Source organism: Bacillus sp. ES1-5, from assembly GCF_022487605.1.
Lineage (GTDB): Bacteria > Bacillota > Bacilli > Bacillales > Bacillaceae_G > Bacillus_A > Bacillus_A wiedmannii.
Map to the genome: position 1 here is coordinate 187,230 of NZ_JAKVPU010000002.1, position 23,889 is coordinate 211,118.

Here is a 23,889-nt window from a genome sequence, read left to right on the forward strand (position 1 = left end):
TAAAGAAGGATATGAAGGAGTCGACATAAAATGAAGTTAAAGATGCATCGTCCAGCGCTTGTAATGAATCGCATAGGTGCTTCCCTAATTGATATGTTTTTAATCTCGGTTATGTATGGTGCAGTAGTAGCTATTATGACCGGAAATTATAGTGCTATTTTTAATCGCTTTAATATTAGTTTTGGTGATTATAGATATGATCTCGCAGTAGTTTTTATATTAATGGCGATATATTTTATTTTGGTACCCTTTATTTGGAACGGTGTTACACTTGGTAAAAAGGTAACGAGAATAAAATTAATTTCATTGAAGAGTGAAAAGTTAACATTACAAACATTAATTATACGATTTTTTGTATTGTTATTACCGAACATATTGCTACTTGGACTTCCGATATTATGTAACGTATATATGATGTTATTCCGCAAAGATAATTGTGGTTTTCAAGATTTAATTACAAAAACAAAAGTGATAAGTCTTGTATAATAAAACAGAGACCTTTTTATACATAAAATAAGAAGGTCTTTTTTTATCCCGCTTTAATGGGCAGTAAGACCCCCACCTCAAAATTCAGCGAAAGCAAAGAAGTTAGGTGGGGGATCAACTGCCCATAAAAGTCCGATTGGTTCAACTAATAATCAGTGGGGGATGAAGAAAACCCCCACTGATTAAAGTTTCACTTTATACAAATATATTTTAAAGGATATATAATAAGAAAAAGTTAATCCATATCATTTTTGATTTTAATAGATTGAAAATTAAGAAAATGTTATAATAATTAAAATAATATCTTTATATAATAAGGGGGAAATTGAAATGACTGGAGGTAGCGTAATCTTTTGGGGGATTTTAATTTTCATCGGTTTAGTTTTCGATCAGCGTAATAGTAAGAAAAAAGAAGAAGTAAAAAAGTAATCGCTTACAAATAAATAAGCAACTTTTCTTGCTTGCAGACTAATCTCATAAAGGAGTATACTGAATGACGGTAAGACTTATAGAAGGGGTAATGAAAATGAAGCTTGCAGGAAAAGTTGCTATCGTAACTGGCGGTGGCATCGGTATTGGACGTAATACAGCTCTTTTGTTGGCTAAACAAGGCGCAAAAGTAATTGTGACGGACATTGATCAAGAAAGTGGACAAGCAACAGTGGAGGAAATTACGAATCTAGGCGGAGAAGCACTTTTTGTATCCTATGATATGGGAAAGCAAGGAGATTGGCAACGCGTTATCAGTATTACTTTGAATGCATTTAGTCGCATTGATATGCTTTTTCAAAATGCTGGTTTATATAAAATAGATTCTATTTTTTCTCGCCAACAAGAGAACGATTCCAATGTACTTTGTATTAATGACGTTTGGATAGAGATAAAACAATTAACGTCATCTTTTATGAAACAGCAAGAAGAAGTGGTGCTGAGTGACTTACCGATTTCCGGCATCATTGGCACGAAAGGACAATCATTTCATACAGTAGAAGCCCTCGTATAATAATGAAAACCGCCCTCAAAATATGTGGACGGTTTTTTTGTATGTTATATAGGAAAAAACTTTTTAACGAATACGTTGTTCAGTTTGACTGTCAAAGAAATGCGCTTTATTCATATCAAATGCTAGTTTAATTTGGTCACCAGGAGAAAATGTATGTCTTGCATCAACACGTGCTGCAAAATCTTGATCTCCAAGTTTCATATATAAAATAGATTCAGCACCTAGTAACTCAGCAACTTCGATTTTTGTTGTGAAGGCAGTAGATTGTGAAGCTTCTAAAAATAATAGTTCATCATGAATGTCTTCAGGACGAATACCTAAAACAATTTCCTTATTTACATAGCCTTGTTCACGTAACATCTTCATTTTTCCTTCAGTTACTTTAACTTTTAATGAATTATCTATAACGAAATCGGTTTCAGTTAATTTACCACGGAAGAAATTCATCGCTGGAGAGCCAATAAATCCACCAACGAAAATATTTTCAGGTGTTTCATATACTTCTTTTGGAGTTCCGATTTGTTGAATCTTGCCGTCTTTCATAACAACGAGACGTGAAGCCATTGTCATTGCTTCTGTTTGATCATGCGTTACGTAAATTGTTGTCGTTCCAAGACGGTGGTGTAATTTAGATATTTCTGAGCGCATTGCAACACGTAATTTAGCGTCTAAGTTGGATAAAGGCTCATCCATTAAGAAAACTTTCGCGTCTCGAACAATTGCTCTACCTAATGCAACACGTTGACGTTGTCCACCAGATAACGCTTTCGGTTTTCTATTTAAATATTGTTCCAGTCCTAAAATCTTTGCTGCGTCTGTCACACGACGGTCGATTTCATCTTTTGGTATTTTTCTAAGTTTTAATCCAAATGCCATATTATCATACACACTCATATGTGGATATAAAGCATAGTTTTGGAAGACCATTGCGATATCGCGATCTTTTGGAGGGACATCATTCATTAGCTTACCATCAATTGAAAACGCTCCTTTTGAAATATCTTCAAGTCCAGCCACCATTCGTAATGTTGTAGATTTTCCGCATCCAGAAGGACCGACAAATACGATAAACTCTTTATCTTGAATGTGTAAATTAAAATCTGTTACAGCTGTTACGTTATTATCATATATTTTATAAATGTTTTCTAATTTCAATTCTGCCATGGTATTGCCCCCTAGAAAAAATTATGCAAACGTTTTCTTTGAATTTATTATAAACTAATAGATTCAAAAAATAAACAAAAAAATAAAACGTTTTCATTTATTAGAGTAATACTAGTAATTTTCGTATGTTTTCCTAGAAAAATAAGAATAAAATTTGTAAGCGCTATTTTAAATTAAGATAGAATCTGTTATCATTCATTAATGAAAACGTTTGCGCCTTAAAAAATAGAAAATCGAATTATTAATGAAATGGGGTAGCATAATGGAAAAACAGTGGTGGAAAGAAAGTGTAGTATATCAAATTTATCCTCGTAGCTTTATGGATAGTAACGGTGATGGTATTGGGGATCTTCGCGGTATTATTTCAAAGCTAGATTACTTAAAAGAATTAGGGATTGATGTCATTTGGTTATCGCCAGTCTATGAATCTCCAAATGATGATAATGGTTATGATATAAGTGATTATTGTAAAATTATGAATGAGTTCGGAACAATGGAAGATTGGGATGAGCTATTACATGAAATGCATGAACGTAATATGAAACTTATGATGGACTTAGTTGTTAACCATACTTCTGATGAACATAATTGGTTTATTGAATCACGTAAATCAAAAGATAATAAATATAGAGATTACTATATATGGCGTCCTGGAAAAGAAGGAAAAGAGCCGAACAACTGGGGAGCAGCTTTTAGTGGATCCGCATGGAAGTATGATGAAATGACAGATGAATATTATTTACATCTGTTTTCTAAAAAACAGCCGGATTTAAATTGGGATAATGAAAAGGTAAGACAAGATGTTTATGAAATGATGAAATTTTGGTTAGAAAAAGGAATTGATGGCTTCCGTATGGATGTTATTAATTTTATTTCTAAAGAAGAGGGATTACCAGTTGTTGAAACGGAAGAAGAGGGGTATGTTTCAGGTCATAAGCATTTTATGAACGGTCCAAACATTCATAAATATTTACATGAAATGAATGAAGAAGTATTGTCTCATTATGATATTATGACGGTTGGTGAAATGCCTGGTGTAACGACAGAAGAAGCGAAAATGTATACTGGGGAAGAACGAAAAGAACTGCAGATGGTATTCCAATTTGAACATATGGATTTAGATTCGGGAGAAGGCGGAAAATGGGATGTAAAACCATGTTCACTCCTTACTTTAAAAGAGAATTTAACGAAGTGGCAAAAAGCATTAGAGCATACAGGGTGGAATAGCCTGTATTGGAATAACCATGATCAGCCACGCGTTGTATCTCGTTTTGGTAATGATGGAATGTATCGCATTGAATCTGCGAAGATGTTAGCGACGGTGCTTCATATGATGAAAGGAACACCATATATTTATCAAGGAGAAGAAATCGGAATGACGAACGTTCGATTTGAATCGATTGATGAATATCGAGATATTGAAACATTAAATATGTATAAGGAAAAAGTGATAGAGCACGGTGAAGATATAGATAAAGTAATGCAGTCTATTTATATAAAAGGCCGAGATAATGCTAGAACACCGATGCAGTGGGATGATAAGAATCATGCTGGATTCACAACAGGTGAGCCATGGATTACGGTAAACCCTAACTACAAAGAAATCAATGTGAAACAAGCGATCCAAAATAAAGATTCAATTTTTTATTACTATAAAAAATTAATTGAGTTACGTAAAAATAATGAAATAGTTGTGTATGGATCATATGATTTACTATTAGAGAATAATCCTTCTATTTTTGCATACGTAAGAACATATGGAGAAGAAAAACTTCTTGTTATTGCAAACTTTACGGCGGCAGAATGTGTATTTGAATTGCCTGAGGACATTAGTTATAGTGAATCAGAGTTATTAATACACAATTACGGCGTAGAGAATGGATCGATAGATAACATGACATTACGTCCATATGAAGCGATGGTATTTAAATTAAAATAAGAAAAACCCTTATGCCATACCTTGGCATAAGGATTTTTTATTACCATTTTAAGATTGAGAATCCATATGGAGGAAGTGTAACTTGTAATACACTTGCTTCTGCTGAAAATTCTTCGTTTGTATAAATGTTAATGATTTTCTTTCCATTAACATGGAGAGGGAGTGAAGTAGTAACTTCCCTATTAGTCGGATTTAAAACGAAAAAGATAGTTTCATCTTCATATGTTTTCGTATAAGAAATATAATTATGTTCATCATTTGCTTCGATGAATTGGAAAGTACCATGTCCTCCAAATGCTTTATATTGCTTTCGTAATGAAATTAATGTTTGTATATGTGTAAATAATAGATGATCTTGTTCTTTCGTATCCCAAATCATACATTTGCGACAAGCTGGATCCATACCGCCGTCCATACCAATTTCGTCTCCATAATAAATGCAAGGAGAGCCGATGAAAGAAAGATGGAATACATAAAGTAACTGTAACTTATTTTTATCTCCGTTACATGTTGTCAATATTCTTGGTGTATCATGGCTGTCTAATAAATGAAACGCTGATTCATTTACATTCATAGAGTAGGAATGGAGAGATTCTGTAATTTGTTTCATAAATTCATTTGCTTTAATGGAATCGTTGGCAAAGTAAGACAGTAGAGCATTTGTAACAGGATAGCTCATTACAGCATCAAATTGATTTCCTTGTAGCCATGGAAGTGCATCGTGCCAAATTTCTCCTAAAATATATACTTCAGGATTTAATGCTTTTATCTCGCTTCGGAATTCTCTCCAAAAGCTGTGGTCGACTTCATTTGCTACATCAAGGCGCCAACCGTCTATATTAAATTCTCTTACCCAATAACGCCCAACTTCAAGTAAGTATTCTTTTACATCTGGGTGTGCTGTATTTAATTTAGGCATATACGGTGTAAACGCGAAAGTATCATAATTCGGAAGTGGCTCAGTTATAATTGGAAATTCATGAATATGGAACCACTCTTTATAAGCAGACTTCTCGCCGTTTTCTAGTACGTCTTGGAATTTATCGAAAAAGTATCCACTATGATTAAACACGGCATCGAGCATTACTTTTATACCGTGTGTATGACATGCTTGAACGAGTTCTTTGAACGTTTCTTTCGTCCCGAATTGTGGGTCGATTTCCATGTAGTCAATTGTGTCATATTTATGGTTGGAATGTGCTTTGAAAATAGGCGTGAAGTATATTCCCGAAATTCCAAGCTTAACAAGGTAATCGAGGTTTTGAATAATACCAGCAAAATCTCCGCCGAAAAAATTAGTTGGAGTTGGCTCAGCGCTTCCCCAAGGAAGAGTGTTTTCTGGATTTAGTGCACGATCTCCATTAGCGAACCGTTCTGGGAAAATTTGATACCAAACGGTGTCTTTAATCCAAGAAGGTGCTTTGAATACATCATTTGCATGAATAAATGGCAAACAGAAAAAGTTACCAACGTCATCATTTGGAATACTGGAAAAAAATCCCCGCTCTGCATAAATAAGCGTTTCTGTATCATTTTTTAATTCGAATCCATAACGTAAGCGCTTAAATTTTGGTTCGATAGAAATGGACCAATAATCAAACAATGCGGTAGAACCAGTTTTTTTCATCGGTGTATTTGATGTAATCCATTTCCCATCTTTCCAGTCATAAGGATCACCGTAAATAAGAGTGGCACTTTGAACATCTTCTCTTTTAGTACGTATTCGGATGTGAATCGTTTTTTCATCGTAAGCGTATGCGTAATTATCTTTTGGCCTATGATAAATAGCTTCTTTAAGCATATAGAAAATCCCCCTTTAATATCTCCATGCATATTGTTCCCTTAAGTATAATAATAAAGTATATGTTGCAAACGATTGCTTTTTGTATAGCTTTAATATTGCTTATAAGAGTAGTATTCATTTCATATAAAGTCAATGTATAAGGAGTGTAGTAATAATATTTTAAAATTAATATTTGCAAAATGAATAAAAGAATGTATAATGATAGACAAATAGCGCAAACGTTTTCATAGATTAGGATATTGTTTGCGCTTCTATTAAACTATTAAATGCAAACGTTTTCAATTAGTAAGGTACATATACAATTTAGGGAGGTTTTTGGGATGAAGAAAGCATTATCATTATTAACGGTTTCAGCATTATCAATTGGTATGTTATCTGCATGTGGACCGAAAGATTCAGGGAAAAAAGAAGAAAGTAAAGTAAAGAAAGATTACGATCTTCTCGTTTGGGAAGATGATAAAAAAGGTGTTGGTTTAGAACCAGCAGTGAAAAGCTTTGAGGAAAAATATAAAGTAAAAGTAAAAGTTGTTGAAATGCAAATGACAGATCAAGTGAAGAAGTTACGTCTTGATGGACCAGCGGGGACGGGACCAGATGTTGTAACATTGCCACATGATCAAATCGGAAACGCAGTAACAGAAGGCTTACTTTCTGAAGTGAAAGCTGATGATGCTGTAAAGAGTAAATTTACTGACTCATCAATAGCAGCGCAGACATATAACGGAAAATTATATGGTTTACCAAAAGCAATTGAGACACCAGTCTTTATTTACAATAAAAAATTAATGCCAAAAGCACCGGAAACGATGGACGAGCTGTTTAACTTCTCAAAAGAATTTACGAAGGATGGCAAGTACGGATTTTTAACACTAGGAGATAACTTCTACTTTGCTAATGCATTCATGGCAGGTATGGGTGGTTATGTGTTTGGTGAAAAAGATGGAAAGCCAAATGCAAGTGATGTTGGATTAAATAATAGCGGAGCAGTACAAGGTGCGGAATACCTTCAAAAATGGTACAAAGAAAAGTTATTCCCGAAAGGTATTATCGGTGAATCTGGTGGACCTGCTGCTGATGGACTATTTAACGAAGGAAAAGCAGCATCTATCATGAACGGCCCATGGGCGTTCCAAGCAATGGAAAAGAACGGAATTGATTATGGTGTTGCTCCAATGCCGAAATTACCAAACGGTCAACCAATGAAAACATTTGTTGGGGTTAAAGGATGGCATGTAACAAGTTTCTCTAAACAAAATGATTTAGCTACAAAGTTCACTGAATGGGTAACAAATGAAGAGAACGCAAAAATTCGATTTGAGAAAACAAAAGAAATTCCTCCAGTAAAAGCAGTAATGGAAGATCCAATTATTAAAGATAATGAAGCTGCAAAAGCAGTTGCAACACAATCTGAAAATGGAATTCCAATGCCGAACATTCCAGAAATGCAAGAAGTATGGAAACCAGCTGGAGATGCGCTTCAATTAGTTGTTACGGAAAAAGAGGCACCAAAAGCAGCACTTGACAATGCAGTGAAGCAAATTAAAGGTAATATTGAGGCAAATCATAGTAAGAAAAAATAAGGTGAAATTCGTGCCTCTCATATGAGGGGCACGAATTCTCTCCCAGAAAAAAGGGGGAAGGAACATGCAAACATCTATGGAACCAGCAAACGGCTTAAACGGTTCAAAACATAGGAAAATGGCAACCATGTTATCAATCATTCCAGGCGTGGGCCAAATGTATAATAAGCAATTTGTAAAAGGTCTTATTTTTCTAGTATTAACAGGCTCATTTATTGTAGCCTTTGCTGATTTATTAAATATGGGATTATGGGGAATTGTAACGCTTGGTACAGAAGTTCCACGTGACCATTCTGTCTTTCTATTAGTAGAAGGAATCTTGGCACTCATCGTCATCGTGTTTGGACTCGGAATATATGCATTTAATTTATATGATGCATACCAAAACGGGAAGAAACGTGATATAGGAACACCTTTAAACTCTGTAAAAGAGCAATACCGTAATTTACTAGATCAAGGTTTTCCATATTTAATGGTTTCACCAGGTTTTCTATTACTTATCTTTGTAGTTGTATTTCCAATCATCTTCGTAATTTTAATTGGATTTACAAACTATGATTTATATCATTCTCCTCCAGCTAAATTAGTAGATTGGGTTGGGTTTAAAAACTTTATTGATATCTTTACATTACCGATGTGGAGAGAGACATTTTTAAGTGTATTTTCTTGGACTGTCATTTGGACATTCGTAGCAACGACATTACAAGTAGCGCTTGGTATTTTCTTAGCGATTATCGTGAATCAGCCTGGTATTAAAGGGAAGGCAATTATTCGAACAATCTTCATTTTACCGTGGGCGGTTCCAGCATTCGTATCTATTCTTGTTTTCTCTGGTATGTTTAATGAAACATTTGGAGCAATTAACAATCAAGTATTAGCTTTATTTGGAATCGAAAAGATTGCTTGGATGACAGATCCATTTTGGGCGAAGATTGCTTTAATTATGATTCAAACGTGGCTTGGATTCCCGTTCGTCTTTGCAATGACGACAGGTATATTGCAATCGATTCCAGGAGAATTATATGAAGCTGCTACAGTAGATGGAGCTACAGCTTGGCAACAGTTTCGTAAAATTACATTGCCACTTGTTCTATATGCAACAGCACCAATATTAATTACGCAATATACGTTTAACTTTAATAACTTTAGTATCATCTATCTATTTAACGGCGGAGGTCCTGCTGTAGCTGGACAAGACGCAGGTGGAACAGATATTTTAATTTCATGGATTTATAAGTTAACGATGACTTCGGCGCAGTACGGGAAAGCGGCAGCTCTTACAATGATCTTATCGTTAATCGTTATTACAGTTGCGTTATGGCAATTTAAGAGAACAAAATCATTCCAAGAAGAGGATATGATGTAAATGAATATTAAAAGACAAAAGATGTTACGTCTCTCATTAAGTTATCTCGTTATTTTCGTAATGTGTGCCATCATTTTCTATCCATTATTATGGATTATTGGCTCATCGTTCAATCCAGGTGATAGTTTATCTGGATCAAGTATTATTCCGCAAAATGCAACGTTAGATCATTATCGTAAGTTATTAGATTTAGAGAATAGTAATTATTTACTATGGTATAAAAACACGTTAAAAGTAAGTGTTATAACGATGATTTTCTCAGTGTTAGCAATTAGTTTTACTGCTTATGCATTTTCGAGATACCGTTTTGTTGGAAGGAAAAATGGTTTATTAACGTTTTTAATTCTGCAAATGATTCCGAACTTTGCGGCGCTAATCGCTCTATACGTATTAGCACAGTTAACAGGGTTAATCGATACGCACCTTGCATTAATTTTAATTTATGTAGGCGGGGCAATTCCAATGAATACATGGCTTATGAAAGGATATTTTGATACGATTCCGAAAGAATTGGATGAGTCAGCTCGTATGGATGGGGCAGGACATTTCCGTATTTTTTGGCAAATCATTATGCCACTTGCAAAGCCAATCGTAGCGGTTGTGGCATTATTCACTTTCATTGGTCCATTTACAGATTTCATTTTAGCGAGTGTTATTTTGCGCACACCAGAAAATTATACGTTAGCAGTTGGGTTATATGAAATGGTAGCGAAGAAATTTGGTAATGAATTTACAACGTTCGCAGCGGGTTCAGTATTGATTGCAATCCCGATTTCAATTTTATTCCTATCACTACAAAAATACTTTATCTCTGGTTTAACTGCTGGAGGTACGAAAGGATGAAAAATGGGACGTTACGTCCCATTTTTCTTTTCATCTCCCTATAAAAAATTTTATAGGGAGATGAAAAGAGATTTGACATCACATATGCAAAGAAGTGAAATAAATAGTATATTATAGTATAGGAAAAAAGAGCTATATCCCTTACAATACATGGAGAGGGAGAATATGATAGGTATTACAAGATAGAATCAATGAAAGTTTATGACTTCTCCTATTACTTGCAACGGGTGCAAGATTAAAATATATAACAAAATGGCAGAGAAGTGAGAGGAGGGGGATTTTTATGACAGTTACAATTAAAGATGTGGCGAAGAAGGCAAATGTAGCACCATCTACCGTTTCTCGTGTAATTGCTGATAATCCAAGTATAAGTGAAAAAACAAAGCGTCGTGTTCGGAAAGTAATGAGTGAACTAGGGTATCATCCAAATTTAAACGCAAGAAATCTAGCTAACCAAACAACAAAAACACTTGGTCTTGTTATGCCAAGTTCTGCAAGTAAAGCTTTTCAAAATCCGTTTTTCCCAGAAGTTATAAGAGGAATTAGTTCATTTGCACATGTGGAAGGGTATGCGCTTTATATGTCGACAGGTGAAACGGAAGATGAAATTTTTAATGGTGTTGTAAAGATGGTACAGGGGCGCCAAATTGGTGGCATTATTCTTTTATATTCAAGAGAGAATGATCGGATTATTCAATATTTGCATAAACAAAATTTCCCGTTTGTTTTAATCGGGAAACCGTATGATCGAAAAGATGAAATTACATATGTAGATAATGATAATTATACAGCTGCAAGAGAAGTAGCAGAATATTTGATTTCATTAGGTCATAAACAAATCGCGTTCATCGGCGGTGGATCAGATTTACTTGTAACGAGAGATCGTTTGGCTGGTATGAGTGATGCTTTAAAATTAGCGGACATTGTATTACCAAAAGAGTATATTTTACATTTTGATTTTTCGAGGGAAAGCGGTCAACAAGCCGTTGAGGAGTTAATGGGACTACAGCAACCACCGACAGCAATTGTGGCAACGGATGATTTAATTGGACTTGGTGTGTTAAGTGCTCTTTCTAAAAAAGGATTCGTTGTACCAAAGGATGTTTCCATTATAAGCTTTAACAATGCTTTATTATCAGAAATTGCGAGCCCGCCCCTTTCGACAGTTGATGTGAATATTTATCAACTAGGATATGAGGCAGCAAAAGCTTTAGTGGATAAAGTAGAGAATGCGGAGTCTACTGCAAAGTGTATTATTATTCCTCATAAATTACTAAAGCGCCAAACTTGCGATCATTATGCATAAAAAAGCTAAGAGTTTAACTCTTAGCTTTTTGTTGTAGAAAGGCCTCTAATCGATCACAGCCTTCTTTTAAAGTTTCAATACTATACGCATAGGACAAGCGAAGATAGCCTTCACCATATTCAGAAAATGCAGTTCCAGGAACGACAGCTAGTCCAGCTTCTTTGACAAGGTCAAGTGCAAAATCAAATGATGAAGATGTTAAATGACCAACATATGGGAATAAGTAAAATGCACCTGTTGGCTTTTCAACTGTTAAGCCCATTTGAATGAGTCTATTATATACGTAATCACGACGTTTTTTGTATTGATGACGCATCATTTTTGGTGCATCTTTAGCAGCTGTTAATGCTTCAATTGCAGCATATTGAGCGATTGAAGTAGCACACGTTACGTTGTATTGATGAACTTTTAGTATATGTCCTGCTAAATAGCTTGGTGCGAATAATAGCCCGATACGCCAGCCAGTCATAGAATGAGATTTTGATAAACCGTTAATGACGATAGTCTTTTCACGCATTTCTGGGAAATGAGCGATAGATGTATGCTTTTGTTCATATACAAGTTCGCTATAAATTTCATCAGAAAGGACGAAAATATTTTTATCTTTTAAAACAGTTACAATATCCTGTAATTCTTCTTTTGATAAAGTTACACCAGTTGGATTAGAAGGATACGGCAGTACGACGCATCTTGTTTTTTCTGTAATAGCATTTTCTAGCGCTTCGGCTGTTAAACGGAAGCCAGTTTCACGAACATCGATAAAAATAGGTGTAGCACCGCATAATCGAATAATTGGTTCGTATCCTGGATAAATAGGGGCAGGTAAAATAACTTCTGTTCCTGGCTCTAAAATCGTTCGGAATGCAATATCAATTGCTTCACTGGCACCGATTGTAACGATGGTTTCGTTTTCAGGTAAATACTGTAAATCGTAGTTATCTTTTACAAAGTTACAAGCTGCCTTGCGTAATTCTAGTAAACCGGCGTTATGTGTATAGCTTGTATAATTTTCTGTAATAGCCCGTTTTGCCGCTTCTTTTACGAGAGAAGGCGTAGGGAAATCGGGTTGTCCAATTGTTAAAGAGATAAGATTATCATAGTTTTGAATCATGTTAGAGAATTGACGGATTCCAGAAATTTGGATGTCCTTCACTCTCGGGTTAATGAATTGTTCCATTGTATCTCCCTTTCTTCCGTTTGAAAATTAAGTTCATTTTAACATATTTTCTATGATTTCGCTTGCGTATATGTTATGTAGAAAGAGAGGGATAATAGAAAAAAAGCCGCTGTAAGCGACTTTTTAATATCCGTACTCCCAATCTATTTCATCTTCATTCCAAAGTACAGAGGATACTTTGCCAAGGTGAACAACTGATTCATTCACAGCACATGTGCAATTTTCTTCTCCGGTTTTATGCTGTAACTCTTCATATACTGATTTTTCAACATTTTCTAGAACGACCAAATTTTCTTCTTTTAAAACAAGCGTAGTACCCGCCATATTTATCTTCCTCCTACTAAAATAATGATCACTTATTTGTAAACATAGATAGTATGGATTATATGCTGTATTTTGCTATAGTTGTCCGTCTCATGAAGTATTTTTTATTTTCTTTGTAATCCGTATTCATTGTATACTGCCTGGCAGAAATTTGGTACAGGGTTTACAGTCATTTCGAAAATCTGTAACAATTATTATGTGTTGTTAACAAAGAATTAACAAATATGTTAAGAAAAATCAAAATTTTAAAACAAATAAACCCGTAAAATGATATAATCATATCAAAATACATATAGGGGATGAGAGGCTATGGAGCTGATCCGTGATTTAATGATCCAAATTGCCATCATTATTTTGCCACTATTTTTATATGAAGCGATTCGTTTAAATCGTTATCAAGAAATGCCTCCGAAGCCGAACCGCTACTTTATTATGTTTTTATCCAGCATTACACTCGTTCTCTCCATGACATACTCTATTTGTTTTGGTGACATTTGTGGGTATAACTTTCACCCAATCCCGATTGTTAGTGGCTTTTTATATGGTGGGATTGTTGGTTTAATCCCGGCCGTTATTTTTGTTGCATATGAATGGGCGCTAAAGGGAATGAGCCTTCTTCCAGTCATAGAAGTAATATTTCTATTAATAGTTCCATTATTTTTATCAAAGAAATGGTCTCTATTTTCAAGGGATAAGAAGCTAATTTTAGCATTTATGATTTCATCACTATACGTACTTGTTTCTTTAGTGATTGGCATGATTAAAGTTCTGTTAGAAACGGGGTTTACACCACATATTTCGCACCTATATAGCGGATATATATTTGCTTCGCTTATTATGGTTATGACTATGGTATTTCAAGTGTACTTAACAGAATATTTAAATGAAAATGCAATATTACGTACAGAGATGCAAAAGTCAGAAAAGCTTAATATTGTAAGTGAGTTGGCAGCAAGTGTTGCACATGAGGTTCGAAATCCACTCACTGTTGTTCGTGGTTTTATTCAATTGTTAGAAAGTACGGAAGATGTAAAAAATAAGGATTATATGCGTCTCGTATTAGCCGAATTGGATCGGGCAGAACAAATTATTTCAGATTATTTGAATTTAGCAAGGCCACAAATTGAGAAAAAAGAACACATTTGCTTATCCGCTCAATTAATAGAAATGACAACTCTTATGTCATCATTTGCAGCGATGCAAGGTGTATATTTGCAAGTTGAGATTTCTGAAAGTCTTTATACGATCGGTGATAAGACGAAATTGAAGCAAGCTATTATGAATGTTGTTAAAAATGGTATTGAAGCAATCCAAGGAAATAAAGGATATTTAAAAGTAACGGCTATGCAAAAAGATGAAACAATTGTAATAAGAGTTAAAGATAGTGGTGTTGGAATGACGACAGAACAGTTAGCAAGGCTGGGACAACCATATTATTCTTTAAAAGAAAAAGGGACAGGATTAGGGCTTATGGTAACATTTAGTATTTTACAAGCACATAATGGTACGCTGGAATATAAAAGCGAAAGTGGGAAAGGAACTGAAGCGATTATTATATTGCCAGCTGTAAAAAATAAGGAATAAAAGTTACCGATGAAAGGTAACTTTTTATTTTATATTGTTTATTCATTTGTTTTTTCTTGTTTTGCTCGGCTAAATAAACTTTTAAATGATTGCAAGAATCCTTGCTCTTTTGAAGCAGCAACCATTCTTTTTGTTTCTTGAATTTCGCGAATCACTTGCATAAGTTGTGCATCCCGATTGCTGTCTTTATTATAAATTTGATTTACGAGTTTATTCATTTTTTCCTCTTGCTTAGATTCGCGTTTATACATATGATTCATTAATAAGTCCATCTTTTCTTTTTGCAGGGCATCTGTTTGAGCGGCATGATCCACTAACTCTTGTAGCATTTTTTCTTGAGAACCTTCTTTTACATAAACTTGTTGCATCAATTCATCTAGCTTTTCATCTTTTAAACGATTTTGGGTAATAAGGGTAGAATTTTGATGAATAATTGCTTCATTTAATTGAGCGAGCATTTCAAGTTTTAACATGAACTCCTCAAAGTTACGCCCATCTTCTTTTTCTTTCGGTTGTATTTCTTGCGTATCTTGTATAACTGGTACAGGCGGGGCCTCTTTTTCTTTTAAAATAATAGGTATCGTTTCTGAAATATCTTCTTGCAGTGTAGCAGCTCTTTCATGTATAGATTTCAATAGTTTTAAATCATCCAGTTTATAAATACGAGCATCAGCTGTTTTGGAAATGATATAACCATGATCCTCTAACAGTTGACTATATTTGCGAACTATATGTTTTGGGATGCCTGTTTTATTCGTGACATCTTTCGTTTTATAGGTAGCTTCCATAATATTTCCTCCCCAAAAAGTATCGTATATATCATTTCAATCTTTTATGAGGACTTCCTTTGAAAAAGAATGTCGGAAGGTTATTAGTTTTCTACAGCATTAGTGAAAAGATGAAGGAAAATGAGAGTTTTTTGGCGGAATGGCGAAGAAGAGCTAAAATAATGTCTGAAAACATATACAGGAGAAGTTTGTTATAATAACGGAGGAAAAGAAACTGGTAGAATCATGGAGGTATACATGAAGCAATTAAAAGGTATTATCATTTCAATTATTGCAATTCTTTCTATTCTAGTAGCGGTGTATGAAGTACTTGTTCCAGAAGAAACAAGTATCAAAAAAACGAATGCGTATGATCAAGTTCTAGAATTTCCGAGAGAGCGATATCCAGAGACAGGGAAACATATTACGGATGCTATAAAAGAAGGGCATTCAGAAGTTTGTACAATCGACCGTGGTGGCGCTGCGGATAGAAGAAAATTATCGTTAGCTCCATACCCATCAAAAAAAGGGTATGATCGTGATGAATGGCCAATGGCGATGTGTAAAGAAGGCGGAAAAGGAGCACATATTGAATATATAAGTCCAGCCGATAATCGCGGGGCAGGGTCTTGGGTAGGAAATAAGTTAGATAAATACCCAGATGGTACACGTGTGAAATTTGACGTAAAGTAGTAGTTGTATATTTCATAATGAAGGAGAAGGGACCTATGGAGTTAACAATTTCGTATTTGCAATTAATGTTGATGAACTATGACGGTGATCAGCCTTACGTTGACTGGACGGATGAAGATTTTGAAAGAGGTTATGCGAAGGCGGATGGAACTGTTATTTTTGAAGCACTCTCTGATTATACTTGTGAAGTAAAAGTGACTTGCGGGAAGCATATTGAGAAAGAAGAAGTGATTAGAACGGTTACAGTTCCTTTTACAGTTAAAAATGAATGTATCGTTGTAACAAGTATTCTTTCAAAAAAATTTCAAATCCCTATTCCGAATGGTGAGTATACAGTTGTATTACAGGCAACTCCTCTTGAAGAACCAACGGATGATGAATTATATAAAATACAATACGAATTCTTTTTTGAAAGTAAAGAATAAAAAATGGGTTATCCTTAAAAAGGATAACCCATTTTCGTTATGCGTTTGTTTTTAGTAGGGAACGTGCATCTTTTGCTGCTTGCACCATGTGTTCTAAAGCCGGGATAACTTCTTCCGTTCTTCTCGTTTTTAAACCACAATCAGGATTAATCCAGAAATATTTAGGATCGCATACTTCTAAAGATTGTTCCACGATTTTATACATTTCATCTTTACTTGGTACACGTGGACTATGAATATCATATACACCTAGACCGATGCCTTTTTCATATGTTGTATGTTTTAATGTATCAATAAATTCTCCGTGACTTCTTGATGTTTCGATAGAAATCACATCTGCATCTAATGCGCGAATCGCGTCAACAATATCTTCGAAATTACTGTAACACATATGCGTATGAATTTGTGTTTCATTTGCTACAGAAGAAGTTGCTAAAAGGAAGGATTGTACTGCCCATGTAATATAAGCGTCCCAATCTTTTTCTTTTAGTGGCATTCCTTCACGAAGTGCTGGCTCATCGACTTGGATTACTCGAATTCCGGAAGATTCAAGTAGTTCAATTTCGTGACGAAGAGCTAATGCAATTTGATACGAAACTTCTTTTCTTGGAATGTCATTTCGAACGAAGGACCAATTTAAAATCGTAACAGGTCCAGTTAACATTCCTTTTACAACTTTCTCTGTTAAGCTTTGTGCATAAACAGTTTCCTTAATAGTCATTCCGTTAATAAAGGCAACATCACCATAAATAACAGGTGGTTTTACGCAGCGAGAACCGTATGATTGTACCCAACCGTTTTTAGTGAATGAGAAACCAGCAAGGCGCTCACCAAAATATTCGACCATGTCAGTTCTTTCGAATTCACCATGTACAAGGACATCAAGACCAATTTCTTCTTGGTAACGAATCCATTTTTCTGTCTCTTTTTCAATAAATTGTTCATATTGTTCATTTGAAATAACACCGTTACGCCATTCTTTTCGCGTTTGACGAACTTCAGTTGTTTGCGGGAAGCTACCAATAGTCGTAGTTGGTAATAAAGGTAACTCCAGGGCAACTTGTTGTAATTCGTATCGTTTTTCAAATGGAAGAGGACGTGAAAAATCTTCTTCTTTTAGTGCTGTTCGTGCTGCTTTGACATCTTCACGGTTACGTACAGCAGATGAACGAATTGTATGATGTGCATTTCGATATGTTTCCAGCTCATTACTAATACTTTCTGTACCTTGAGTGAGAGCAGAATGAATGAGAACTAACTCTTCTAATTTTTGATTTGCAAATGCTAACGCATCGAATAGCTCAGTCGATAAGTGAGTTTCTTCTGTTTTATCGATTGGTGTATGCAATAAGCTACAAGAAGGCTGAACGATGAAATCTTTCGTTTGGACTTGTTTTTGTAACGTTGTAAATAACGTAAGAACTTCATCAAGGTCAGCTCTCCAAATGTTACGGCCATCTATACAACCAACAGCTAAAGTTTTATCAGCTGGGAATCCATATTTTGAAATAGCATGTAGATTACCTTCTTTACCATGAACGAAATCTAATCCAATACCGGATACAGGGAATGTAATAATTTCTTCATAGTTTTCTTCTACACTATCAAAATATGTTTGTAAAAGAAGATTCGCATTTGGAACTTCTTTACGAATAGCTTCATAAATTTCTTTTGCTTGTTGAACTTCTTCTTTCGTTAAAGAAGCAAAAATCGGTTCATCAACTTGAATGACTTGTGCACCAGCTGCATGTAGTTCTGAAAGCAGTTGTACGTAAGGTGCAACTAACTGTTTTAAAATCGTAGTAAATTGCTCTTGTGTATAGCCTTTAGCTAATTTTAAGAAAGTATATGGTCCTAAAATAACAGGTTTTCCATCTACTCCTAATTCTTGTTTTGCCTCTTCGTATAAGCGAAGTGGACGATTATCTTTTAAAGAGATTTGTAATCCCTCTTCATATTCAGGAACGATATAATGATAGTTTGTATTAAACCATTTTGTCATTTCGGAAGCTACGTGATCTTTAGAGCCACGCGCCATTGCGAAATATACATCAAGGTAAGATGTAAACTCAGAAAAACGTGATGGGATAAATCCTAGCATATAAGCAGTATCCAAAACGTGATCATAATATGTAAAGTCGCCAATTGGAATGAGTTCAATCCCTTTTTCTTGCTGTACTTTTACGTGTTGAAGGCGAATTTCTTTCATCTTTGTTAAAAATTGTTCTTCATTGATTTTATTGGACCAAAAAGCTTCTAATGTCTTTTTCCACTCTCGTTGTAGTCCGATACGTGGATAACCTAAGTTACTTGTTTGAATTGCCATTTTAAATTCCTCCCTAATTGAAAGTAAGCATTTCCGTTTACTAGGAAATACCTATAACAAAAAGCATAAAGGCATAGAAAATAAGCCTTCCTTTTTGTTTTAACACCTCATCATCATCCGTGAATCTATCAGTGTTGTTAAAACAGGCAGGTCTCCTGACTTATGCTTCATATAATCTCTTTTACCTTCCCGTTTTCACAGTGGCATAGAAAAGAAATCTCAGCATTTACAGTGGCGGGACCGTGTTGGAGTTTCACCAAGCTTCCCTTTTAAACACGAAACGAAATTTTCGTGTACCTATTTTCCTTTTGAAAGGAAGTTAACAAGCGATATGATATTGAAACAAATTCTAACACAATTTTTGGAATTTTGTCTACTGTTTTAAAATAAGAAAATTCTAAAGTTTTTTATTTTTATTATTCGGATTCTTCTGATTTTTATGGAGTTGAAGAGAGGTAGCAGTAATTGAAATAAAGTGCGATTAAACTTATAAAGAATTGTGTACCTGTACAGAGATAAGATGTCAGTTATGTTATTTAACAATCGGTTCATGTAATATCAAAACCTAGACAAGTATCCCCCGTCCTAAATTAGAACGGGGGATACTTGTTTTAGGTTTTAATATTAAATAACTTTATTGTCTTTTTACAGTTTCTTCTTTATAAGTTTAATTTGTATCTATATCAATTTCTGACAGTCGCCCTGCAACTGCATCTGTAAGCAGGGTGTTTAACCATTGCAATTCAACTGTAATATGTTCAATAACGCTTTGTAAAATATATAGTTGTGCACGTGGAATTTGTCCTTTGCTACAATCATAAATAGTTTGCATTTTATGTAAATATTGAACGGTATCATTTTTCTTTTTTTCTAAAATAGGAATTAACTCTTGATCATCGCCAAAATGAGCGAAAGAGAGTGCTGAATAAATTGGTTTATATATTTGATTTTTTGCCTCGAATTGTTTTAATAGTAACGTGTGAAATAACCGTTTACCTGCTTCTGTTATATGAAAGATTGTTTTATCGGGTCTATTCGTATCTCGTACAATCGTGGTAACACGAATTGCACCCTGCTTTTCTAATTGCTCGAAGGCGTAGTAAAGTGATCCTTTTGCATATTTAATATAACAATCCATTTGTCGTTCTTTCATGATGTGCTGCACTTCATATGGATGTTTATCTCCTTCGAGTAGCAAGCCGAGAATGACTAATTTCATGCTCATGCTGTCTCAACTCCTATAAATAAAAACTTTATACATATTATAAACGGCATATCCGTTTTCATAAAGGGATATGCCGTTTCTTTTCTCTATATTAACTTACTTGCTTTTGTTTTTGTTTCGTTTTTGGACCTGTAAAGAGGCGTTCATTTCCCATAAGTAAAATACAAATAATACTTAGTACAGCCGGGATAAGCGCCCAGAAGAATGTACTGGCAATAGAGGTAGCGAGAGCATCTTTAATACCAGTTAATATTTCAGCTGGAAGCTTCTCGGTAGCACCTTGTGATAATAAGAAACTTGTGTCTCCGCCTTTTGGAGCTAATTTAGCTAGTTCAGGAGGGAACACAGTGTTTAATTTAGTAGTAAAAATATGGTTTTGAATTGTACCGAAAATCGTTACACCAAGAGTCATACCGAGTGAACGGAAGAATGAGTTTGTTGATGTAGCAGAACCACGGTCTCGCATTTCTAACTTGTGGATAGAAGACATACTTAAAACTGAGAATGAGAAACCAACTCCAAGTCCAGTGAGAACCATAAATAGCGTTACAAGTAGACGAGGTGTATCCATTGTTAAAGTGCTTAGTGAATAAATACCAATTACGAAGAAAACACCAGATACCATCATGATGTTACGATAACTTGTTCGAGAAGCTAACTGTCCACCAGTTTGACTTCCAATTACAGAGCCAACCATCATAGGTGTTAAAATTAATCCAGCATTGGAGGCTGAACCACCGAGAACACCTTGAACGAAGATTGGGATATAAACTGTACAGATAATAAAAGCGGCACCATAGAAAAAGGCAACTCCTTGGCTAGCTGCGAATAAAGGTTTTTTAAATAGATGGAAAGAAATGATAGGTTCAGTTGCTTTTCGTTCTACGAAGAAGAAAATAATAAGCATAATAACAACTGTTGTAAATAAACCGATAATTACAGTGGAATTCCATGCGTATTCTTTACCACCAAGTTCTAAGGCGAACATTAAGCAAACGATACTAATAACAAGTGTAATAGCGCCGGCCCAATCAATTTTTTGTTTTCTAAATTCTAGAGATTCACTGTAGTATTTAGTAATGAAGAAGAAGGAGATAAGTCCTAATGGAATATTAATATAGAAGACCCAATGCCAACTTATATAGTCTGTAATATAAGCACCTAATAAAGGGCCAAATACACTAGATGTCCCGAAAACCGCACCGAATAGCCCTGTCATTTTTCCGCGCTTTTCTGGTGGGAATATATCGTACATAATCGTGAAAGCGATAGGCATAAGAGCACCGCCACCGATCCCTTGAATTGCTCTATAAATACTTAGTTGCTCAATACTAGATGCTGTCCCGCAAAGTGCAGAACCGAATAAGAAAAGAATGAGACCACCAATATAAAAGCGTTTCCGTCCGTACATATCAGAAAGTTTTCCGAAGATAGGCATCCCTGCCATTGTTGCTACCATATATGCAGACGTGACCCAAACGAACTTGTCAAATCCTCCTAGGTCTCCAACAATTGTTGCCATTGCTGTTGCAACGATTGTATTATCCATTGCTGCCATTAAAATACCAAGTAGTAAACCAGCAACAACAAATTTTGTATTGTTGGAGTCTTTTTTTGATAATTGAGATTCCAAATATAACCCTCCTTTAATAATAAGTAAACTATATGAAGTTTTGAGTGCAACACATAAAAATTTAAAGTATAGTTCTTTCAAATTAATTTAAACAAGTGCACTGACAAAGCCATAAAGAATATTATAGTCAAATTTGACTAAAAGGCAAATTTTTTCTTCCGTCAAAATATTCTGTTGTATGGACAGCGAAAGAGTGAGTAATACTTAGTATTGTTGTAAAGTCAATGAAGGAAATTGTAAAAAAATATTTCAGTAAGAATACCTTCTGTTAACAGAGGAAAAATGGTTTTTTCTTTATATTGTCGAATAGGATAAAAGGAAGAGTAATAACTATATATCGTTTGTAACAAGCTTTATTAATATGGTGTGGAGAGGCAGAATAAGGTCGTATGGATATGATGCATCTGAAATGGGGTGAATATTATTATGAAAGTATGGAAACGAATTTCAGATCAAGGTAGGTGTTCAATACCGCTACAACCGGTGTTATGGATTGATGGCTCAAAAAAGGAAAACGAATGTCCTAATGTAGCAGTTACATTGCAAATGCGTAGTATGTATAAAGAAAAATTTTCATATGAACTGACCTATGATGTAAATGACATACTTATTATTCGAATTGAAGTAGAAAATAAAGGAATGGAAATGATTTCACGAGTTGTAGTAAGTCATATGATTCGAGATTATTTTGCATATATCCCAAATTCATTAAAGGCTGATAAGGGGATGAGCGAGTTTTTGTTCCAGCTTGTAAGGTGGCGAATTGATAATTTATTACCGAATGAGAAAGTAGAACTAATTTGTAAAATAAAAGCAAATAAAGATAAAGCAATCAAAAACGCATTATTTCAGGCTACATATACATTTCAATATAAAGGAGTATCATATGGCCCACTGCAAACAAATGAAGTTGTTGTGCGGCAATGATAAAAAGGAACCTGTAAGAAAGGTTCCTTTTTTAATGAAGGTTGTGTTTTTTGAGTACTTTTTTTTGCTCGATTCCTTTTTTTCCTACATAATTATTTTTATAACCAAAATATAAAATGAAAAGAAAGGAAGCAACATTTACAATAGCATCAATTTGATCGTTTGTAATAAAGTTCACTCCGAAAGAATTAAACAGTAATTTTAATGATAATAGAAAACCTGCTAGTAAACGTATAATATCTGATAGATTCTCTTTTTGTAGCATATAAGTCACCTCTTTCTAAAACGATATATAGTATATATATGAAATAGAATAGAAATGGTAGACAAGCTTAAGCGGAAATGTACACTCAATATGTACATTTTTTATTTTGTAGAAAAACATAATTGTTATAGAAGCATATATTGGTATGGAAAGGAGGAGAAGTATGAAACATAAAGGGAAAATTAGTGGGTTATTACTTGGGAATACAGTGGCAGTTACAGAATGGATTGCGCTTCAGGATGTAATTACAAAACTGGATTCGCGATCATTTTATACCGTCTTTATTATTTATATATTGCAAATGATACTCAGCTATTATTTTGGACATTGGTATGATAAAAGAGCGAGTGGGCGTATGGATACGGAAGTAGGGGGAATGGCAAGTAATGATTTTGTAGTTGATTTCTTTGAGAAAGTAGCTGCTTTATCAGAACGGGATTCTCATAATATTACAGTGTACATTCTTTCTGTGAAAGAATGGAAAGAACTAAAAGAAACAGTGCAAGAAAAAAAATTGGAGGTGTTAGTACAAAAATTGGAGAGTACTCTTGTAAAGACAATTCGTAAAGGAGATGTCGTTACTAGGTGGGATGAAAATAAGTATGTTATTGTGGCGATTGATAACGGACATGAAAAGTCGACAATAACAAACCGATTAATGAAAAATATTGAAAGTGAAATAGAAAATGGTTTGTTAAGTATGACGCTATTATTTGGAGCTGCTAGTTATCCAATAGAAGGAAAAACTTTTGAAGAATTGTTAAGAAAGGCACAAAATCAATTGTACCAGCATAGGGATTTGTAAGAAAATGAGTGAAACTTTGATTTAAAGAAATATGATATGAAGAAGTTTTTAATGTAACATTTTTTTGACTTTTATTACAAAAAGAACTTTTATTGTAATAAAAGTCTTTAAAAATATATGGAATAAGCATATAATTATGATGGATGTGTCAATGCATTTTGCACAATGTGTTTCATTTTAAAAGTGTAGAGGGAAGCATGCTCTACACTTTTCCTTTTTAGGGAATGACAAGAATAATTGTAAGTTG

At 34.5% G+C, this 23,889-nt stretch carries 22 protein-coding genes and 1 riboswitch; of the genes, 13 read left to right on the forward strand and 9 right to left on the reverse strand.

What is annotated here, in order from left to right:
* The first annotated feature begins 30 nt into the window (after positions 1–30).
* The 3 genes from MKO96_RS10780 to MKO96_RS10790 all read left to right on the forward strand — a co-directional run bounded on the left by MKO96_RS10780 (position 31) and on the right by MKO96_RS10790 (position 1,489).
* Positions 31–486 carry an RDD family protein gene (locus MKO96_RS10780; RefSeq protein ID WP_087981750.1) on the forward strand — a complete coding sequence of 152 codons (456 nt, stop codon included), beginning with the start codon at positions 31–33 and terminating at the stop codon, positions 484–486.
* 330 nt (positions 487–816) lie between these two features.
* On the forward strand, positions 817–915 hold the full coding sequence (locus tag MKO96_RS10785; RefSeq protein ID WP_087954423.1) for a flagellar motor protein: 99 nt from the start codon (positions 817–819) through the stop codon (positions 913–915).
* A 64-nt stretch (positions 916–979) separates the two neighbouring features.
* Positions 980–1,489 carry an SDR family NAD(P)-dependent oxidoreductase gene (locus MKO96_RS10790; RefSeq protein ID WP_000218425.1) on the forward strand — a complete coding sequence of 170 codons (510 nt, stop codon included), beginning with the start codon at positions 980–982 and terminating at the stop codon, positions 1,487–1,489.
* 63 nt (positions 1,490–1,552) lie between these two features.
* Here MKO96_RS10790 and MKO96_RS10795 read toward each other — a convergent pair whose 3' ends face one another.
* Positions 1,553–2,653, reverse strand: coding sequence for an ABC transporter ATP-binding protein (locus tag MKO96_RS10795; protein ID WP_240587475.1), 1,101 nt, complete (start codon positions 2,651–2,653; stop codon positions 1,553–1,555).
* 262 nt (positions 2,654–2,915) lie between these two features.
* On the opposite strand from MKO96_RS10795, the gene malL reads away from it, so the two are divergent.
* Positions 2,916–4,592, forward strand: coding sequence for an oligo-1,6-glucosidase (gene malL, locus MKO96_RS10800; protein WP_087981747.1), 1,677 nt, complete (start codon positions 2,916–2,918; stop codon positions 4,590–4,592).
* Positions 4,593–4,632: 40 nt separating this feature from the next.
* Here the strand turns inward: malL and MKO96_RS10805 are convergent, their stop codons facing one another.
* Entirely contained in the window at positions 4,633–6,393 is a 1,761-nt protein-coding gene (locus MKO96_RS10805) for an alpha-glycosidase (RefSeq protein ID WP_240587476.1), read from the reverse strand.
* A 323-nt stretch (positions 6,394–6,716) separates the two neighbouring features.
* On the opposite strand from MKO96_RS10805, the gene MKO96_RS10810 reads away from it, so the two are divergent.
* From MKO96_RS10810 to malR, 4 genes are all read left to right on the forward strand, one after another.
* On the forward strand, positions 6,717–7,976 hold the full coding sequence (locus MKO96_RS10810) for an extracellular solute-binding protein (RefSeq protein ID WP_240587477.1): 1,260 nt from the start codon (positions 6,717–6,719) through the stop codon (positions 7,974–7,976).
* A 64-nt stretch (positions 7,977–8,040) separates the two neighbouring features.
* Positions 8,041–9,342, forward strand: coding sequence for a maltosaccharide ABC transporter permease MalC (gene malC / locus MKO96_RS10815; protein ID WP_001194989.1), 1,302 nt, complete (start codon positions 8,041–8,043; stop codon positions 9,340–9,342).
* Complete coding sequence (gene malD / locus MKO96_RS10820) at positions 9,343–10,185, forward strand: maltosaccharide ABC transporter permease MalD (protein ID WP_001022607.1); 843 nt, start codon at positions 9,343–9,345, stop codon at positions 10,183–10,185.
* Between the two features lie 283 nt (positions 10,186–10,468).
* Positions 10,469–11,491, forward strand: coding sequence for a maltose operon transcriptional repressor MalR (malR, locus tag MKO96_RS10825; protein WP_000219036.1), 1,023 nt, complete (start codon positions 10,469–10,471; stop codon positions 11,489–11,491).
* 13 nt (positions 11,492–11,504) lie between these two features.
* On the opposite strand, the gene MKO96_RS10830 is transcribed toward malR, so the two are convergent.
* Positions 11,505–12,668: an aminotransferase A gene (locus MKO96_RS10830; RefSeq protein ID WP_087981744.1), complete on the reverse strand. Its 1,164-nt coding sequence runs from the start codon at positions 12,666–12,668 to the stop codon at positions 11,505–11,507.
* A gap of 123 nt (positions 12,669–12,791) precedes the next feature.
* Complete coding sequence (locus MKO96_RS10835; protein WP_000929285.1) at positions 12,792–12,992, reverse strand: hypothetical protein; 201 nt, start codon at positions 12,990–12,992, stop codon at positions 12,792–12,794.
* A 309-nt stretch (positions 12,993–13,301) separates the two neighbouring features.
* On the opposite strand from MKO96_RS10835, the gene kinB reads away from it, so the two are divergent.
* A complete protein-coding gene (gene kinB / locus MKO96_RS10840) occupies positions 13,302–14,576 on the forward strand; it encodes a sporulation sensor histidine kinase KinB (protein ID WP_087981743.1) in 1,275 nt (424 codons plus the stop codon).
* 38 nt (positions 14,577–14,614) lie between these two features.
* On the opposite strand, the gene MKO96_RS10845 is transcribed toward kinB, so the two are convergent.
* A complete protein-coding gene (locus MKO96_RS10845; protein ID WP_000388458.1) occupies positions 14,615–15,364 on the reverse strand; it encodes a DUF3967 domain-containing protein in 750 nt (249 codons plus the stop codon).
* A 237-nt stretch (positions 15,365–15,601) separates the two neighbouring features.
* Here MKO96_RS10845 and nucA point away from each other — a divergent pair, with 237 nt between their 5' ends.
* Both nucA and comJ read left to right on the forward strand, forming a co-directional pair.
* The gene (nucA, locus tag MKO96_RS10850) at positions 15,602–16,036 is read left to right on the forward strand and encodes a DNA-entry nuclease (protein WP_240587478.1); all 435 of its coding nucleotides are present in this window, start codon (positions 15,602–15,604) and stop codon (positions 16,034–16,036) included.
* A gap of 35 nt (positions 16,037–16,071) precedes the next feature.
* The gene (gene comJ / locus MKO96_RS10855; RefSeq protein WP_240587479.1) at positions 16,072–16,461 is read left to right on the forward strand and encodes a competence protein ComJ; all 390 of its coding nucleotides are present in this window, start codon (positions 16,072–16,074) and stop codon (positions 16,459–16,461) included.
* Positions 16,462–16,498: 37 nt separating this feature from the next.
* On the opposite strand, the gene metE is transcribed toward comJ, so the two are convergent.
* From metE to MKO96_RS10870, 3 genes are all read right to left on the reverse strand, one after another.
* Positions 16,499–18,787, reverse strand: a complete 2,289-nt coding sequence (metE, locus tag MKO96_RS10860; protein WP_240587480.1) for a 5-methyltetrahydropteroyltriglutamate--homocysteine S-methyltransferase — start codon at positions 18,785–18,787, stop codon at positions 16,499–16,501.
* Positions 18,788–18,915: 128 nt separating this feature from the next.
* A riboswitch (cobalamin riboswitch) is annotated at positions 18,916–19,103 on the reverse strand.
* Positions 19,104–19,454: 351 nt separating this feature from the next.
* Positions 19,455–20,012: a PadR family transcriptional regulator gene (locus MKO96_RS10865; RefSeq protein WP_240587481.1), complete on the reverse strand. Its 558-nt coding sequence runs from the start codon at positions 20,010–20,012 to the stop codon at positions 19,455–19,457.
* A gap of 91 nt (positions 20,013–20,103) precedes the next feature.
* Positions 20,104–21,645: an MDR family MFS transporter gene (locus MKO96_RS10870; RefSeq protein WP_240587482.1), complete on the reverse strand. Its 1,542-nt coding sequence runs from the start codon at positions 21,643–21,645 to the stop codon at positions 20,104–20,106.
* 426 nt (positions 21,646–22,071) lie between these two features.
* Between MKO96_RS10870 and MKO96_RS10875 the strand changes: the two genes are divergently transcribed.
* On the forward strand, positions 22,072–22,572 hold the full coding sequence (locus MKO96_RS10875) for a hypothetical protein (RefSeq protein WP_240587483.1): 501 nt from the start codon (positions 22,072–22,074) through the stop codon (positions 22,570–22,572).
* A gap of 31 nt (positions 22,573–22,603) precedes the next feature.
* Here MKO96_RS10875 and MKO96_RS10880 read toward each other — a convergent pair whose 3' ends face one another.
* Positions 22,604–22,837, reverse strand: coding sequence for an SPP1 phage holin family protein (locus tag MKO96_RS10880; protein ID WP_000939452.1), 234 nt, complete (start codon positions 22,835–22,837; stop codon positions 22,604–22,606).
* 163 nt (positions 22,838–23,000) lie between these two features.
* On the opposite strand from MKO96_RS10880, the gene MKO96_RS10885 reads away from it, so the two are divergent.
* Entirely contained in the window at positions 23,001–23,642 is a 642-nt protein-coding gene (locus MKO96_RS10885; RefSeq protein WP_240587484.1) for a diguanylate cyclase domain-containing protein, read from the forward strand.
* Positions 23,643–23,889: the final 247 nt, after the last annotated feature.